Below are 13,564 nucleotides of genomic sequence, written 5' to 3'. Positions count from 1 at the left end.
GACCTTGTCGTACGGCACGATTGGCAGGCCGGATCGACCAATTTTGCATTAAGATGTCCGTATTTGCCAGTATTTTGGCACGGGACGAACCGACGGCCCATAGGACACCCAGATCACCCACACCTATAACCGAAATGCCAAGGCATTTGAGTGCTGGATTTCAATTCACCGCCGCAATCCACGCAGAGTCGAGACCGGGGTTGCGGTTGCCCGATCGTGAGGCGTCGCGGATCAGCGTGGCGACCCTGTTGCAGATCGGGGTCGGGACGGAATGCACTTCGCCCAGCCGGATGATCTCGCCCTGCAGGCTGTCGATTTCGGTTGGGCGCCCCGCCTTGAGGTCATATGCCATCGACGTGCGCGCGCTGGGGTCGATGGTCAGCATCTGCGCGGCGATCCGGGTAAAGACCGGCGTGGGCAGGCGCAGGATATGAGGCACCATCCAGGCAGGCACCGGCGTGTGCGAAGCCACCTCGATGCGGGCGGCTTTCAGCACGCCCAGCGCCTCGGCCATCTGGTCGGCCATCAGCCGCCGCCACTCCCGGTCCAGCAACTGTTCGCGCAGGGTCAGCCCGGACAGGGCGTTGAGCGCGTTGTTGAGGTTGATCACCAGCTTGCCCCATTGCACCGCTTCGATCCGAGTGGTCTCGACAATCGGCAGGTATGGCACCGACAACTTCCAGGCCAAATCGCCCGGACCGCCCTTTATCATGATATCGCCCGATGTCGCCCGATGCCAGGTCGCCGGGCCGGTGGGGACCACGTTGAACGGCACCATCGCGGGGCGGATATCCCGTTTGGGCAAATGCGCGCGGAGCATCCGGGCATTTGCAAGACCGTTCTGGAAGGACAGCACCGGGGTGATGGCCAGCGCGTATTGGCCGATCAGGTCCGCCATCTCTTGGGTTGCGCCGCTTTTCACGGTGACGATAACGGCATCGGCCAGCGCCATGCAGGCGGGATCCGTCGTCAGGGTAAGACGGTCGACCGGGACGGTCAGCTTGAGTCCCGAGAAATCGGTGACCGTGAGACCGTGCTCTTCGATCCGGTCGAGAATGCGCGAACGGCCCAGCAGCGTGACGTCATGGCCACTTGCCGCCAGCAATCCGCCGCAAAAACAGCCGATGCTGCCCGCGCCCGCGATGGTTATGTGCATGCCCCCGTGTCCCCCTTTCCCCGGCGCTATCATTGGGTGAATCCGGCGCCAAGGCAACGGGGCTATTGCGAGCGGCGCTGGCGGCGGTCTTTTAGGCGGGTGTGGGCTTCGGGTGTACCATCATGGAAGGTGCCGAACCAGAGGTCCCATGGCATTTCCAGATTGCCATAGTTCACCTCAAAGTAGCGGTGGTGCATCTGGTGGTGGAAGGTACCCAGCGCCAAAGTTTTGCGATCGCGCACCAACAGGCTTTCGAAACCGGTATGCGAACTGGCTGCCGTCAGGCCCTGATGGAACAGGTGGAACAGGACGTGCATGGGGTGCGACGGTACGATCAGGTGGATCACAACGGAGGAGAAAAAGAATAGTGCCTCGACAGGGTGCATGGACAGACCGGACCACGGACCAACATTGACGTTGCGATGATGCAGAGCATGCGCCAGCCGATAGAGCGGCCCCCAATGCAACACCCTATGAATCCAGTAGAAGTGGAACGAAATCCAGACCGGTGTCAGCAGCAGGATCAACACGAAGAGAAAGGGGTGGTCTGACGGCATGAACACCGGCAGCCAGCCGCGCGCCATGCCATGCAATATTGCCACTTCCCAGAGCGTCCAGCAGCCGACACCGCTAGTCAGGCTCCAGAACATGTTGTCATGTATCTGATTGGAAAAGCTGAACTGCCGCCCCTTGTCCGACAGCGGGCGCGGGTCGAATTTCAGGCGGTCACCCTGCAGTTTGCGACCGAAGAAGAACAGGTGCAGCCCGCCAGCAACCAGCAGCATCAGCCCGATGTTGCGCAGCCAGATGAGCGCAATCCAATCCGGTGACAGGGTGACCATACGGTCAAGCGAAGGCGTCAGCCAGATCCAGCTGATCATGGCCAGCGCCAGCACGATCACGTTCTCGGCGACGCCAAGCCACCGCGCGGTAACCCAGCGCACCATGCGGCGCGGGTCAGGCGGCCATGAAAAGAATGGAGAAACCAGAATTGGCGTTTCCGGAATGTGAGCCCATCCGGGCAACTGCGGTTTGGTCATCGGAGGCTCCGTACGGATGCAGCACACCGTGACAGCTTTGACTTCCCATGAAAAACAGAAAATATTGGAGAATAAGAACAGAAAAATCGAATTGGGCCTGGATATGGATGAATTGCGCCTGTCGTTGCGCATGCTGCGGTCTTTCATGGTTGCGGTCGAAACCGGATCAATCGCCGGCGCGGCAGAGGTATTGAATCTGGCACCATCGGCAGTTGCCGCTGCGCTGGACCGGGTTGAGGCCGAGTTCGGCACAACGCTGGTCCGGCGCGCACGGGCCCGGGGCATAGCGCCAACCCCGGCTGGTCAGGCGCTGGCTGCGCGGGTGCGTGGGCTGATTGAGAGCTATGGCGACGTCATGCACGAAGGGTACGCGTTGGGTCATGCGCTACAGGGCAAATTGCATATCGGTTATTATGCCCCCACCGCGCCCGCGTTTCTGCCAGCCATTCTGAACCCACTGCTGGCAAGGCACCCGAATATCACGCTTGATTTGCGTGAATGCGACAACATCACCGCGCAAACCGGTTTGCTGGAGGGCAGGCTGGATATCAGCATCTTTGCCGGAGACGAGTTGCTGGCCGGTGTGGAAACGCGTCCGCTGCTGGATTTGCCGCCCTACGTGCTGCTGCCCGAGGGCCATGCCCTGGCCGCAGACGCAGAGATCGATCCGCAAGCTTTGACGGGACAGCCGATGGTGGTGTTGGATCTGCCGCTTGCAGGCCCTTATGTGCGTGGTTTGCTACGGCGGGCCGGGATAGAGCCGCACATCGCTGCCACGGCCAGCACGCTGGAAATGGTGCGGGCGCTGGTCGGGGCCGGGTTGGGTATCGCCGTATTGAACATGCGCCCCAAAACGATGCTGAGCTATGCAGGGGATCCGCTGGTTGCGCGACCGCTGGGCGGCGGTCTGCCCGGTTTGCATCTGGTTTCGGGGAGGGCCGAAGGTCCTCCGCGCAAGGTGGTTCAGGTAATAGAGACGGCGCTGCACGACTGGTTCGCAGGGCCGGAGGCGCAGGCATTGGTTATGCCCGGCGCGACGGCCGGGCAATCCCCGATCACTGCTCCAGACACCAGCGCATGATGGCCTTTTGCGCGTGCAGGCGATTCTCGGCCTCATCGAAGATGACCGAGTTCGGCCCGTCCATGACCTCGGAGGTTGCTTCTTCCTCACGATGTGCGGGCAGGCAGTGCATGAACAGCGCGTCAGGTTTGGCATGTGACATGAGTTCCGCGTTGACCTGATAAGGGCGCAGCATGTTGTGACGACGTTCCTTGGCGGATTGACTGTCATGCATCGAAACCCAGGTGTCGGCAACCACCAGATCAGCGCCCTCGACCGCTTTGTGCGGGTCCCGTTCGATGACGACTCTGGAACCCTTCTGGCGGGCAAAACCCATGAACTCTTCTTCAGGGTCAAGCTGGGCCGGGCCGCTGAAGGTCAGATCGAAGCCGAATTGACCGGCGGCGTGCAGGAACGAGGCGCAGACATTGTTGCCATCGCCGGTCCAGACCACTTTCTTGCCCGCGATGGGGCCGCGGTGTTCCTCGAACGTCAAAACATCGGCCATGATCTGGCAGGGATGGGTGCGATCGGTCAGGCCGTTGATGACGGGCACGTCGGAATATTCGGCCATCTCGGTCAGGATGGTCTCATCAAAGGTGCGGATCATGATCATGTCGACATAGCGCGACAGCACACGGGCCGTATCGGCAATGGTTTCGCCGTGACCCAGCTGCATGTCCTTACCTGACAGCACCATGGTCTGGCCGCCCATCTGGCGCACGCCAACGTCAAAGGACACGCGCGTCCGGGTGGAGGGCTTTTCGAAGATCAGCGCGACCATGCGGTCTTTTAGCGGCTGTTCGTCATCAGGGGCGGCCTTGGGACGGCCCAGACGCGCCTGTTTCATCGCGCCCGCCTGATCGATCATGGACCGCAACGCGGTGGCATCGGTTTTGTGGATGTCGAGAAAATGGTTCATATCGCTTCGCTTTTGGCTGGTCGGGCGGTGGGGGCCTTGCCCCCACACCCCCGGAGTATTTGGGAAAAGATGAAGCTCAGGCAGTTGCGAGCTGTGTTTCGATCTGATTGGCGGCCTTTTCGAGGCGGATCATGGCCTGGGCGATATCATCCTCGGTCAGGGTCAGGGGCGGCAGCAGGCGGATGACGTTGTCGGCGGCGGGGACGGTGATGACCAGATTGTCATAGCCCGCATTGACCACATCTATATTTGGCGCCTTGCATTTCAGGCCGAGCATCAGGCCCGATCCGCGCACCTCTTCGAAGACCTCGGGGTGATCGGCGACCAGGCCTTCGAGTTTCTGGCGCAACAGGCCGGCCTTGCGGTTGACACCTTCGAGAAAGGCGGGTGTGGCGACCTGATCGATCACCGCACAGCCCACGGCGCAGCCCAGCGGGTTGCCGCCATAGGTGGAGCCATGCGTGCCTGCGGTCATACCGGACGCCGCATCTTCGGTTGCCAGCACAGCGCCGAGGGGGAAACCACCGCCGATGCCTTTGGCGACCATCATGATATCCGGGGTGATCCCGGCCCATTCATGGGCGAAGAGCCTGCCGGTCCGACCGACGCCGCATTGCACCTCGTCCAGGATCAGCAGCAGACCGTGTTCGTCGCAAATGGCACGCAGGGCCTTGAGTTCGGCATCGGGTACGGGGCGGATGCCACCCTCGCCCTGAATCGGTTCGATCAGGATGGCTGCGGTATTTTCCGTGATGGCGTCGGTGACACCGTCGAGATCGCCAAAGGTGACGTGGACAAAGCCCGGCAAAAGCGGGCCAAAGCCTTTGGTCATCTTCTCGGACCCGGCCGCTGCGATGCCCGCCGACGACCGGCCATGGAAGGAACCATCGAAGGTGATGATCTCAACCCGTTCGGGCTGGTCTTTGTCATAGAAATACTTGCGGGCCATTTTCACGGCCAGTTCACAGGCTTCGGTACCGGAATTCGTAAAGAATACCGTATCCGCAAAGGTGTGTTCGACCAGCTTGTCTGCCAGTGCCTGCTGTTGCGGGATGTTGTAGAGGTTCGAGACATGCCACAGCGCATGGGCCTGTTCCGTCAGGGCGGCCACCAGCGCCGGATGGGCGTGGCCCAGCGCGTTCACCGCGATCCCTGCGCCGAGGTCCAGAAAACGTCGGCCATCCGCCTCGGTCAGCCAGGCGCCTTCGCCCTTTACAAATGACAAGGGCGCGCGGTTATAGGTCGGCAGAACGGACGGGATCATTGGATCATCCTTTTCGGGTCGTTTGAGCCTCGTGAGTGATACACGAAGGCCCGGTTCGTCAACAGATTTGGTGAGATTTGTGCCAATTTGGCAGGCACATGGGATCAAACAGGCCGATTACGCAGAGAGGCGTCGGCGTCGGAGCAGCTGGATATGTGCGCGTTTGATCATGGCCGCTCTATAGACGTGAAAAGACAGCCTGAAAACCCTATTATTGCCGCAGGGTCAAAATTGCCGCCGGATCATCCCGCCGAGCGCCAGCGGTCGAGCTTGCCCATGCCGCGAGTGAAAGCCCAGGCAAGGATGCGGGGCATGCCTTTGGCGACAAGGGCATCGACGCAATGAGACTGAAACTCTTCCAGCGATGCGTCGGGATGGCGGAACGCACCGTTTTCGTAACACAGCGAGCAGTAACGCGTGCTTCGCCCGCCGTCAGCTTCGGACCCGCCGCCCTGGGGATCTTTTGACAGCGGCATGCCGCAACTTTGGCATTTGGGACCCATGGTGCTTGTCCTTGCAGATAATGACTGTCTGACATAGGATCAAAACCATGGAGTTAAGTCAACGGTTTTGAAACATGCGGATCGGGGAACTTGCGCGGCGCAGCGGGCTGAGCCGCGACACGCTGAGGTTTTATGAACGCCAAGGGCTGATCCGGTCAGATCCGGGGCCGGACAACACCAACAGCTATCGCGACTATCCCGAAGACGCGCTGATCACCCTGGAGCAAGTTGCCGATGCACAGGCGGCAGGCATCAGCATTGCGGAACTGGTCATGTTGCTGGGGCAGTTGGAAGCCGCCGATCCCGACAGCTTTGACGGCGAGGCGTTTCTGCAGGACCGGATTGACGAGGTCGAAGCGCGGATTGTGCGGGCGGAGCGTTTTTTGGACAGCCTCAAACAAGCCAAGGCGGCGCTGGCGGCCCCACCGGTTTTGCGCTGAGCGCTGAATTGCGTCTTGCCAAGGCCCCTTTTTTGGCGCACCGCTTTCGCCCATGTTCACCCCGAAGGCGCAAAATCCTGCTTTGGCCGCAGGGCTGATCTTTGTCGCGACCGCCTTTATCGCGGCGACGACGCTGTTGGCCAAGGCCTTGGGGACGGATACACTCGGGCCTCCCTTGCACGCGATGCAGATCAGTCACGGGCGGTTTCTGTTCGCTTTTCTGGTTATCGTTATGGCGGTGGCGGCGTTCCGCCCACACCTGACGCGGCCCCATTGGAGGCTGCATCTGGGCCGGACGAGTTTCGGCTGGGCCGGTGTGACGCTGATGTTTGCTTCGGTCGCCTATATTCCGATGGCGGACGCCACCGCGATTTCCTTTCTCAACCCGGTATTCGGCATGGTGCTGGCAATCCCACTTTTGGGCGAGCGGGTTGGCCCGTGGCGCTGGCTGGCGGCAGGTGTCGCGCTTATCGGGGCACTGGTTCTGCTGCGCCCTACGCCGGCGAGTTTTCAGCCTGCGGCTCTGCTAGCGCTGACGGCAGCGGCAGTGATTGGAATGGAGCTGATTTTCATCAAAAAGCTGGCGGGGCGCGAGATCGCCTTGCAGGTTCTGCTGATCAACAACGCGATGGGCCTGACCATTGCGTCGGTGGCCGTGCTATTCGTCTGGCACGAACCCACGCCCGCCCAATGGGCGGCGCTGGCGGGCGTTGGCGTTTTGATGGCTTGTGCGCAATTCTGTTTCGTCAATGGTATGGCGCGTGCCGATGCCTCTTTCGTGGCGCCGATCAGCTATGCCACGCTGATCTTTGCTGCGTGTTATGACTTTGCTGCCTTTTCTGTCGTTCCCGATCTGGTCACGGTCACGGGGGCCGCGATCATCCTGACAAGCGCGCTTATCCTGGTCTGGCGAGAAGCGAGACGCCGCTAAGCTTATGTTCCACGCAACCCAGTAAAATTCCCGAAATCCGGGTCCATGCGCGACGCCCATGTCGCAATTGTTGATGAAGCAATGGTGCAATCCGGCAATTTTGGCGCTTGTTGGTTAGAAAGATTGCCGCATGCACGAAAGACGCATTCCCGAGTGGGTTCGCCACGCTCCTGCCCCATCCGTTCGCGATTTCGGCATCCTTGCCGGTCTCGAAGCGGTTGTGCGCGGCATTCTGATCTCGGTCTTTCCCCTGGTGCTGTACCGGGCGCTGCAGGATGCGGCACAGGTCTCGTTTCTGTATTTCCTGGTTGGCATCGCCTCGCTGTCCGCAGGTCTGATGGTACCTTTTGCCATCCGTTTCATCCCGCGCCGCTGGGCCTATACGGGCGGTACGCTACTCTATGTCACCGGGGCCGGTCTTGCCATTCAGGGCACGCCTGAAACCGTCATGGCGGCGCTGGCCTGCAATACGGTGGCCGCAGTTGTCACCTTCATCTGCTTCAACGCCTATGTGCTGGACTATATCGATCGGATCGAGCTGGGAAGATGCGAAACGAGCCGAATGTTCTATAGCGCTTTGGGCTGGACAGCCGGGCCGATGGCCGGGGTGCTATTGATGGAGGTCTGGCCACCTGCCCCGTTTGTCATAAGCGGTACGGCAGCGATCCTGATGCTGGCGGTGTTTTGGTGGCTGAGGCTGGGCAACGGCAAGCTGATCGCAAAAGCGCGCGGTCCGGCACGAAATCCACTGGCCTTTCTGCCGCGCTTTTTCGCGCAGCCGCGGCTGGTTGCCGGGTACATGTTTGCCATGATTCGGTCCTGCGGCTGGTGGATTTATGTGGTCTATCTGCCAATCTTTGCCATCGAAAACGGGTTAGGTGAGCAGCTGGGCGGCATCCTGTTGTCGCTGACCAACGCCATGCTGTTTGCAGCGCCGCTGATCCTGCGCTGGGTGCAGGGGCGGTCGCTGCGCAGCGCGGTCCGTATCGGGTTTCTGGCCTGCGCGGCCTGTTTCGCCGGGGCGGGCGTGTTGTCGGGCTGGCCCGTCGTGTCGGTAGCCAGTTTGGTCCTCGGCTCGGTCTGGTTGATCGTGCTGGATATCTGTGCCGGACTGCCATTCCTGCTGGCAGTCAAACCGTCCGAGCGCACCGAGATGTCGGCGATCTATTCCAGTTATCGCGATGTCTCGGGCATTCTGACACCTGGCGTTGCCTCGGTGGTCTTGCTGGTAGCACCGGTTGCGGGCGTTTTTGCCGCCGGTGGTCTTGCGCTGTTCGGCGCCTGGCAGGTCGCGGCGCGCCTGCATCCCAGGCTTGGACGACCGCGCATAGCGTTGCTGCCGGGTACGCTGGCCGAGCCGGAAACCGCCTAGGATTTGAGCCGGTATCCGGTTCTGATCATCTGCCATGTCACGCAACAAACCGCGACAGTCGCCAGCGTGCAGATCACCAGACCCACAAAAGGAGAGCTGTCGGAAACGCCGATCATCCCGAAGCGCAGCCCGTCAATAAGGTAAAAAACCGGATTGGCATGGGACAGCCGGTTCAGTACCGGCGGCAGCGCTTCGACCGAGTAGAAGGTGCCGGACAAGAAGGCCAGCGGCGTAACGATGAAGTTGGTGATCGCCGCCATCTGGTCGAACTTGTTGGCAAAGATCCCGGCAAATAGGCCAAGTGCACCCATGAAGGCGCCGCCGAGGATGACAAAGGCAAGGGCGACGAGCGGATGGTACGGAATCATTCCCAGCACCAGCGCCAATGCGATGCTGACGGCCAGCGCAATCAGGACGCCGCGGGCAACGCCCCCGGCAAGATAGCCCAGCAGAATTTCCAGCGGCGAGAGCGGCGGCATCAGCGTGTCGACGATATTGCCCTGCACCTTGGCTATCACCATTGACGACGAGGTGTTGGCAAAGGCGTTCTGGATCACCGTCATCATCATGATGCCTGGAGCCAGGAAGGTCAGGAATGGCACTCCCATCACATCGGGGCGCCCGGGCCCGATTGCGATGTTGAAGATCAGCAGGAACAGCCCGGCGGTCACCAGTGGCGCCAGCAAGGTCTGGGTCCAAACCGCGAGAAATCGCTGCACTTCGCGCTGCGCCAGCGTATAGAGACCCATCCAGTTGCAGCGGCCAAAGCGTGGTGCGCCCCGATCGACGAAATTCTGCATCATCCGCCCCTCATCCGATTCGAAGACAGCTTGTAACTCGGCGCACAGTGATTAGAATAGGGGCCTATGACGAATTCCGAAGGCGGCCGCGATCAAGGGGGCCGCTTTCCCGCTTTTGAAAGGCAACCCATGTCCTGGACTGACGAGCGTGTAGAGCTGCTCAAGAAAATGTGGGGCGAAGGCCAGTCGGCCAGCCAGATCGCCAAGGAATTAGGTGGGGTCACCCGCAACGCGGTAATCGGCAAGGTGCATCGTCTGGGCCTGTCGAACCGCACTACGGGCGCAGCTGCGGCCAAACCGGAACCCAAGGAAAAACCGACCCCCGCCCCGAAAGCCGAAGCAAAACCGAAACCCGCCCCCAAGACCGAACCGGCGCGCCCAGCCCCGGCGCCTGCGGTCGAGACCAAACCGGCCACACCGCCGCGCCGCCAGATCATCCCGGCGGGCCAACCGCTGCCGCCGCAACCTTCGGCCAATGAAATCAGCCCCGAAGCACTGGCCAAGGTCAACGAGATCGAGAAAAAGGCCAAGAAGCTGACACTGATGGAATTGACCGAGCGGACTTGCAAATGGCCCGTCGGCGATCCGGCGACCGAGGATTTCTGGTTCTGCGGCCTGCCTGTGGAACAGGGAAAACCCTATTGCGAGGCGCATGTGGGCGTGGCCTTTCAGCCAATGAGCGCCCGCCGCGACCGGCGGCGCTGAAACCTTTCCACAACCAGACAATGAACTACTCCGGTTTTCGGCGTGGTTTTGTTGCAGGGCATTACTGAACAGGAAGGTTGCTTGAACGCGTCGCGCCCCTTTTGGGGAAATCAGGGGCGCTGCCCCTCTTGCCCTGCGGGCAATTCACCCCCGGGGTATTTGGGACTAGAATGAAACAGACGCAGCCTGACTGAGTTGCAGACATAAAAAGCCCGGGCAGTACGCCCGGGCGTACACTCGTTACTCACATTCAGCCGATTTACTTGGTCGGAGCGCTGGAGGTGAAATTCGGGATCACGTTGGTCGATGCGGCATCGGGCTCGATGCCCGGCCAGTTCCCCTGAGCCAGATTGATGTTGCCGGGGATATCCTCTTCCCAGAAACCGACAACGTTCTTGGTGATGTTGAGATAAAGCTTGTCATCCACGATGCGCCACAGGTTCGGGTTGCCCGGAACCTTGCCGCCGCGCGACACGCCATAGGCGCAATGGCCGTCGTATTGCGGCGCGAAATGTTCTGGATTTGAAAGAAACTTTTCGCGATTCTCCTCGGAGACGAATGCCCAGGTGGCGCCGTTGTATTCGGCGGTGAAGGCGGCGTTGCCCTTGACGCCTTCGGGCTGCGCCTGACCGACGGCCGATTGCGACAGATCGCGATAGGCGACGACATCATAGCCGGACGCGGCGTAGCCGGTTCCGTCAACATATTGCGGGCCGGCATAGGCAGGAATGGCAAAGGCGGCCGTGGCGGCCAGCGCAGCAAGAAGACGTTTCATCAAATCGGTCCTTTCGGTTTTCCAATGCGCCGTGTGGCGGCGTCGGTTGATCTGCGAGGACAATATGCATTTCGGGCCGGGAACGAAGAGGGCCTCGCGGCTCTGTGACGGGCAAAGAAGTTTCGTGAGCTGAAATCGGGATATGTTACAGCTTTTTTATTCCACCTCTGGGGGTAGACATAGAAAAATGAAATATTAACTGAGCAAGAGGCACCCGGTGGCACGAACAACTCGAAGAGGCGCAGAATGAGCGATCTAACCAGCTATACTCCCCCGAAGATCTGGGTGTGGGACCGGGAAAACGGCGGGCAATTCGCCAATATCAACCGTCCCATAGCCGGCGCGACCCATGACCAGGACCTGCCGGTAGGCAAACATCCGATACAGCTTTACTCGCTGGCCACGCCGAACGGGGTGAAGGTGACGGTCATGCTTGAAGAGCTTCTGGAGCAGGGGCACGAAGGCGCCGAGTACGATGCGTGGCTGATCCAGATCGGGGACGGCGACCAGTTCAGTTCGGGCTTTGTCGAGATCAATCCGAATTCAAAGATCCCTGCGCTCGTCGACCGGTCCGGGGATGAACCGGTGCGGGTATTCGAGAGCGGTTCGATCCTGTTTCATCTGGCCGAAAAGTTCGGGGCTTTCCTGCCTGCAAGCGGCCCGGCGCGCACCGAGGTGATGAACTGGCTGTTCTGGCAGATGGGCAGCGCGCCCTATCTGGGCGGCGGCTTTGGTCATTTCTACGCCTACGCGCCGGAGAAATGGGAATATCCGATCAACCGCTTTGCCATGGAGGTCAAACGGCAGTTGGATGTGCTGGATCGGGAGTTGGCGAACAAGACCTATATCGCTGGTGAAGACTATTCGATTGCGGACATGGCGATCTGGCCCTGGTACGGACAACTGGTGCTGGGCCGAAACTATGGCGCGGCCGAATTTCTGGATGCGGAAAGCTATGAGAACGTGATGCGCTGGTCCAGGCAGATCGACGCCCGCCCGGCGGTGAGCCGGGGCCGCATGGTCAACAAGACATCAGGCGAGCCGAAGTTCCAGTTGCGCGAGCGGCACGCGGCGTCGGATTTCGAAACCCGCACGCAGGACAAGCTGGAGGACGCGGCGGAATAACCGCCCGACTGCTGCTTGAAGCGCCATGTTGTGATGGTGCGCCGGGCGTCACTTGAGGATCGGCGGCTTGGACGGGTCGCTGCCCGGTGTCGGGCGCAGAGGCTGCGGCGTCTCGGGCTGAGGCAGATCAAAACACAATCCCGTCTTCGCCAGCTTTTCAACGGCGCTGTCAGAGGCGGAGAAGAACCCGACATCCATTGTCCCAGCCTCGATGCCGGAAAAGGTCAAAGCCTCGGAGGCGGCCTTGGCCAAAGCCCCCTCCGCGCCATCTACAGCACCGACAAAGGCCAGAAGGTGCCCGCGGGTGCCAGTTTCGTCTTCGGTCCCGACCAGATACGCGCGTTGGACCAACCCGGCCGCAGTCGCAAGCTTGACGTCGAGCGCCTGGATCAGGACATCCGGCAAGCCCTTCGGGGCGAGAAACCGAGTGATTCGCGCCGATACCTCGTCGGGTTCGTGGCCGAGCGCATCGCTGAGCCACGCCAGCGCTTCGGCCGGGATCAGGATCGAGGATGGGGCAACTTCGAGGTTCAGACCCAGACCGATACCCTGCCCCGCCAGCATCGACGACAGCACCCGTCCCGACAATGCCGCATAGGGGGCGGGACGCCCGGCGAATTGCGCCAGCCTGTCCTCGCGGTCGAAAGCCAGCACGAAGCGGCCATCCGCCACGTCGAAAAGCTCGGGCGAGATGTTTTCACCCTGCGCCTCTTTGGTCAGCATCAGAAACAGTTCGCTGTCGGCCAACCTTTCATAGAAGCGCAAACGGGCGGCGTCGCTGTCGGGGGTGGCCTCGATTGCCGCATGAGCGACGTCCAGGGCAGTTGTTTCAGTCATTCAGAACCTCCTGCACCCGGGCGCGCAGCACCGGCAGCAGCTCTGCCTCGAACCACGGGTGTTTCCTGAGCCATGCCGTATTGCGCCAGGACGGGTGAGGCAAGGCAAAGACCCGCGGCGCATGGTCTCGCCAATTGCGAACGGTCTCGGTGACGGGGGCGCGGGCACGCAGGTGGTATTTGTGGGCGTGGCCGCCAACCAGAACGGTCAGAGGCATCTCTCCCAACTCGTCGATGACACGGTCGTGCCAGGTGCGGCGACAGATCGGCGGTGGCGGCAGGTCTGCATTGCGGGCATCGTACCCGGGAAAGCAGAACGCCATCGGAACCACGGCAACGCGGGACAGGTCGTAAAAGATATCCTCGTTCAGCCCAAGCCAGTCGCGCAGCCGGTCACCAGAGGGATCGGTGAAGGGGCGGCCCGACGCATGGACCCGTGCGCCCGGAGCCTGCCCCGCGATCAGGATGCGCGCACCGGGACGGAACCAGACAACCGGGCGCGGCAGATGCGCGGTTGCCGTTGCCGCGAACTTGTCGGCACACAGGCGACAGGCGCTGATTTCCCGGGCCACGGTCGATGTCATTGCAGTGTCTCCCCGATCGGGGCGACTTGTGCCGTCTGGCCCCGTAATGCT

At 61.2% G+C, this 13,564-nt stretch carries 15 protein-coding genes; 6 read left to right on the top strand and 9 right to left on the bottom strand.

All coding sequences use genetic code 11. The features are described 5' to 3' along the window. Window positions 1-160: 160 nt before the first annotated feature. Together AC2FNB_RS02165 and AC2FNB_RS02160 are read right to left on the bottom strand one after the other, a co-directional pair. A complete protein-coding gene (locus tag AC2FNB_RS02165) occupies window positions 161-1,156 on the bottom strand; it encodes a 2-dehydropantoate 2-reductase (protein ID WP_496744186.1) in 996 nt (331 codons plus the stop codon). Window positions 1,157-1,218: 62 nt separating this feature from the next. After that, window positions 1,219-2,196 carry a sterol desaturase family protein gene (locus AC2FNB_RS02160; RefSeq protein WP_496744184.1) on the bottom strand — a complete coding sequence of 326 codons (978 nt, stop codon included), beginning with the start codon at window positions 2,194-2,196 and terminating at the stop codon, window positions 1,219-1,221. A 103-nt stretch (window positions 2,197-2,299) separates the two neighbouring features. Between AC2FNB_RS02160 and AC2FNB_RS02155 the strand changes: the two genes are divergently transcribed. Next, window positions 2,300-3,277, top strand: coding sequence for a LysR family transcriptional regulator (locus AC2FNB_RS02155; protein WP_480749445.1), 978 nt, complete (start codon window positions 2,300-2,302; stop codon window positions 3,275-3,277). Here AC2FNB_RS02155 and argF read toward each other — a convergent pair. The 3 genes from argF to AC2FNB_RS02140 form a co-directional block, all read right to left on the bottom strand. Continuing rightward, on the bottom strand, window positions 3,252-4,178 hold the full coding sequence (gene argF, locus AC2FNB_RS02150; RefSeq protein WP_496744182.1) for an ornithine carbamoyltransferase: 927 nt from the start codon (window positions 4,176-4,178) through the stop codon (window positions 3,252-3,254). The two genes, AC2FNB_RS02155 and argF, sit on opposite strands and share 26 nt — an antisense overlap. 76 nt (window positions 4,179-4,254) lie before the next feature. Continuing rightward, complete coding sequence (locus AC2FNB_RS02145) at window positions 4,255-5,442, bottom strand: aspartate aminotransferase family protein (protein WP_480749447.1); 1,188 nt, start codon at window positions 5,440-5,442, stop codon at window positions 4,255-4,257. A 242-nt stretch (window positions 5,443-5,684) separates the two neighbouring features. Continuing rightward, window positions 5,685-5,945 carry a zinc ribbon domain-containing protein gene (locus AC2FNB_RS02140; RefSeq protein WP_209598147.1) on the bottom strand — a complete coding sequence of 87 codons (261 nt, stop codon included), beginning with the start codon at window positions 5,943-5,945 and terminating at the stop codon, window positions 5,685-5,687. Window positions 5,946-6,019: 74 nt separating this feature from the next. Between AC2FNB_RS02140 and AC2FNB_RS02135 the strand changes: the two genes are divergently transcribed. From AC2FNB_RS02135 to AC2FNB_RS02125, 3 genes are all read left to right on the top strand, one after another. Then, window positions 6,020-6,385, top strand: a complete 366-nt coding sequence (locus AC2FNB_RS02135; RefSeq protein WP_496744180.1) for a MerR family transcriptional regulator — start codon at window positions 6,020-6,022, stop codon at window positions 6,383-6,385. A gap of 52 nt (window positions 6,386-6,437) precedes the next feature. Further along, on the top strand, window positions 6,438-7,316 hold the full coding sequence (locus AC2FNB_RS02130) for a DMT family transporter (protein ID WP_496744178.1): 879 nt from the start codon (window positions 6,438-6,440) through the stop codon (window positions 7,314-7,316). Between the two features lie 130 nt (window positions 7,317-7,446). Continuing rightward, complete coding sequence (locus AC2FNB_RS02125) at window positions 7,447-8,688, top strand: MFS transporter (protein WP_496744176.1); 1,242 nt, start codon at window positions 7,447-7,449, stop codon at window positions 8,686-8,688. Here the strand turns inward: AC2FNB_RS02125 and AC2FNB_RS02120 are convergent. Beyond that, complete coding sequence (locus AC2FNB_RS02120) at window positions 8,685-9,488, bottom strand: ABC transporter permease (RefSeq protein WP_480749582.1); 804 nt, start codon at window positions 9,486-9,488, stop codon at window positions 8,685-8,687. The two genes, AC2FNB_RS02125 and AC2FNB_RS02120, sit on opposite strands and share 4 nt — an antisense overlap. 129 nt (window positions 9,489-9,617) lie before the next feature. Here AC2FNB_RS02120 and AC2FNB_RS02115 point away from each other — a divergent pair, with 129 nt between their 5' ends. Next, window positions 9,618-10,193 (top strand): GcrA family cell cycle regulator, encoded by a 576-nt coding sequence (locus AC2FNB_RS02115; RefSeq protein ID WP_480749451.1) that lies wholly within the window; start codon window positions 9,618-9,620, stop codon window positions 10,191-10,193. Between the two features lie 259 nt (window positions 10,194-10,452). Here AC2FNB_RS02115 and AC2FNB_RS02110 read toward each other — a convergent pair whose 3' ends face one another. Continuing rightward, window positions 10,453-10,968, bottom strand: a complete 516-nt coding sequence (locus AC2FNB_RS02110; protein WP_496744174.1) for a YHS domain-containing (seleno)protein — start codon at window positions 10,966-10,968, stop codon at window positions 10,453-10,455. A 246-nt stretch (window positions 10,969-11,214) separates the two neighbouring features. Here AC2FNB_RS02110 and yghU point away from each other — a divergent pair, with 246 nt between their 5' ends. Further along, window positions 11,215-12,093, top strand: coding sequence for a glutathione-dependent disulfide-bond oxidoreductase (gene yghU, locus AC2FNB_RS02105; RefSeq protein ID WP_480749453.1), 879 nt, complete (start codon window positions 11,215-11,217; stop codon window positions 12,091-12,093). A gap of 48 nt (window positions 12,094-12,141) precedes the next feature. Here yghU and AC2FNB_RS02100 read toward each other — a convergent pair whose 3' ends face one another. Both AC2FNB_RS02100 and AC2FNB_RS02095 read right to left on the bottom strand, forming a co-directional pair. Further along, window positions 12,142-12,930 (bottom strand): SseB family protein, encoded by a 789-nt coding sequence (locus AC2FNB_RS02100; protein WP_496744172.1) that lies wholly within the window; start codon window positions 12,928-12,930, stop codon window positions 12,142-12,144. Beyond that, window positions 12,923-13,513, bottom strand: coding sequence for a uracil-DNA glycosylase family protein (locus AC2FNB_RS02095; RefSeq protein WP_496744171.1), 591 nt, complete (start codon window positions 13,511-13,513; stop codon window positions 12,923-12,925). Before AC2FNB_RS02095 ends, AC2FNB_RS02100 begins: the two co-directional genes overlap by 8 nt. Window positions 13,514-13,564: the final 51 nt, after the last annotated feature.

The organism is Ruegeria sp. BHSB058 (genome assembly GCF_059613285.1).
This window is presented reverse-complemented; position numbering and strand designations above follow the sequence as displayed.

Coding starts and splice junctions, on each gene's coding strand:
- AC2FNB_RS02165 (WP_496744186.1), bottom strand. CDS start 1,156: ATGCACATAACCATCGCGGGCGCGGGCAGCATCGGCTGTTTTTGCGGC.
- AC2FNB_RS02160 (WP_496744184.1), bottom strand. CDS start 2,196: ATGACCAAACCGCAGTTGCCCGGATGGGCTCACATTCCGGAAACGCCA.
- AC2FNB_RS02155 (WP_480749445.1), top strand. CDS start 2,300: ATGGATGAATTGCGCCTGTCGTTGCGCATGCTGCGGTCTTTCATGGTT.
- argF (WP_496744182.1), bottom strand. CDS start 4,178: ATGAACCATTTTCTCGACATCCACAAAACCGATGCCACCGCGTTGCGG.
- AC2FNB_RS02145 (WP_480749447.1), bottom strand. CDS start 5,442: ATGATCCCGTCCGTTCTGCCGACCTATAACCGCGCGCCCTTGTCATTT.
- AC2FNB_RS02140 (WP_209598147.1), bottom strand. CDS start 5,945: ATGGGTCCCAAATGCCAAAGTTGCGGCATGCCGCTGTCAAAAGATCCC.
- AC2FNB_RS02135 (WP_496744180.1), top strand. CDS start 6,020: ATGCGGATCGGGGAACTTGCGCGGCGCAGCGGGCTGAGCCGCGACACG.
- AC2FNB_RS02130 (WP_496744178.1), top strand. CDS start 6,438: ATGTTCACCCCGAAGGCGCAAAATCCTGCTTTGGCCGCAGGGCTGATC.
- AC2FNB_RS02125 (WP_496744176.1), top strand. CDS start 7,447: ATGCACGAAAGACGCATTCCCGAGTGGGTTCGCCACGCTCCTGCCCCA.
- AC2FNB_RS02120 (WP_480749582.1), bottom strand. CDS start 9,488: ATGCAGAATTTCGTCGATCGGGGCGCACCACGCTTTGGCCGCTGCAAC.
- AC2FNB_RS02115 (WP_480749451.1), top strand. CDS start 9,618: ATGTCCTGGACTGACGAGCGTGTAGAGCTGCTCAAGAAAATGTGGGGC.
- AC2FNB_RS02110 (WP_496744174.1), bottom strand. CDS start 10,968: ATGAAACGTCTTCTTGCTGCGCTGGCCGCCACGGCCGCCTTTGCCATT.
- yghU (WP_480749453.1), top strand. CDS start 11,215: ATGAGCGATCTAACCAGCTATACTCCCCCGAAGATCTGGGTGTGGGAC.
- AC2FNB_RS02100 (WP_496744172.1), bottom strand. CDS start 12,930: ATGACTGAAACAACTGCCCTGGACGTCGCTCATGCGGCAATCGAGGCC.
- AC2FNB_RS02095 (WP_496744171.1), bottom strand. CDS start 13,513: ATGACATCGACCGTGGCCCGGGAAATCAGCGCCTGTCGCCTGTGTGCC.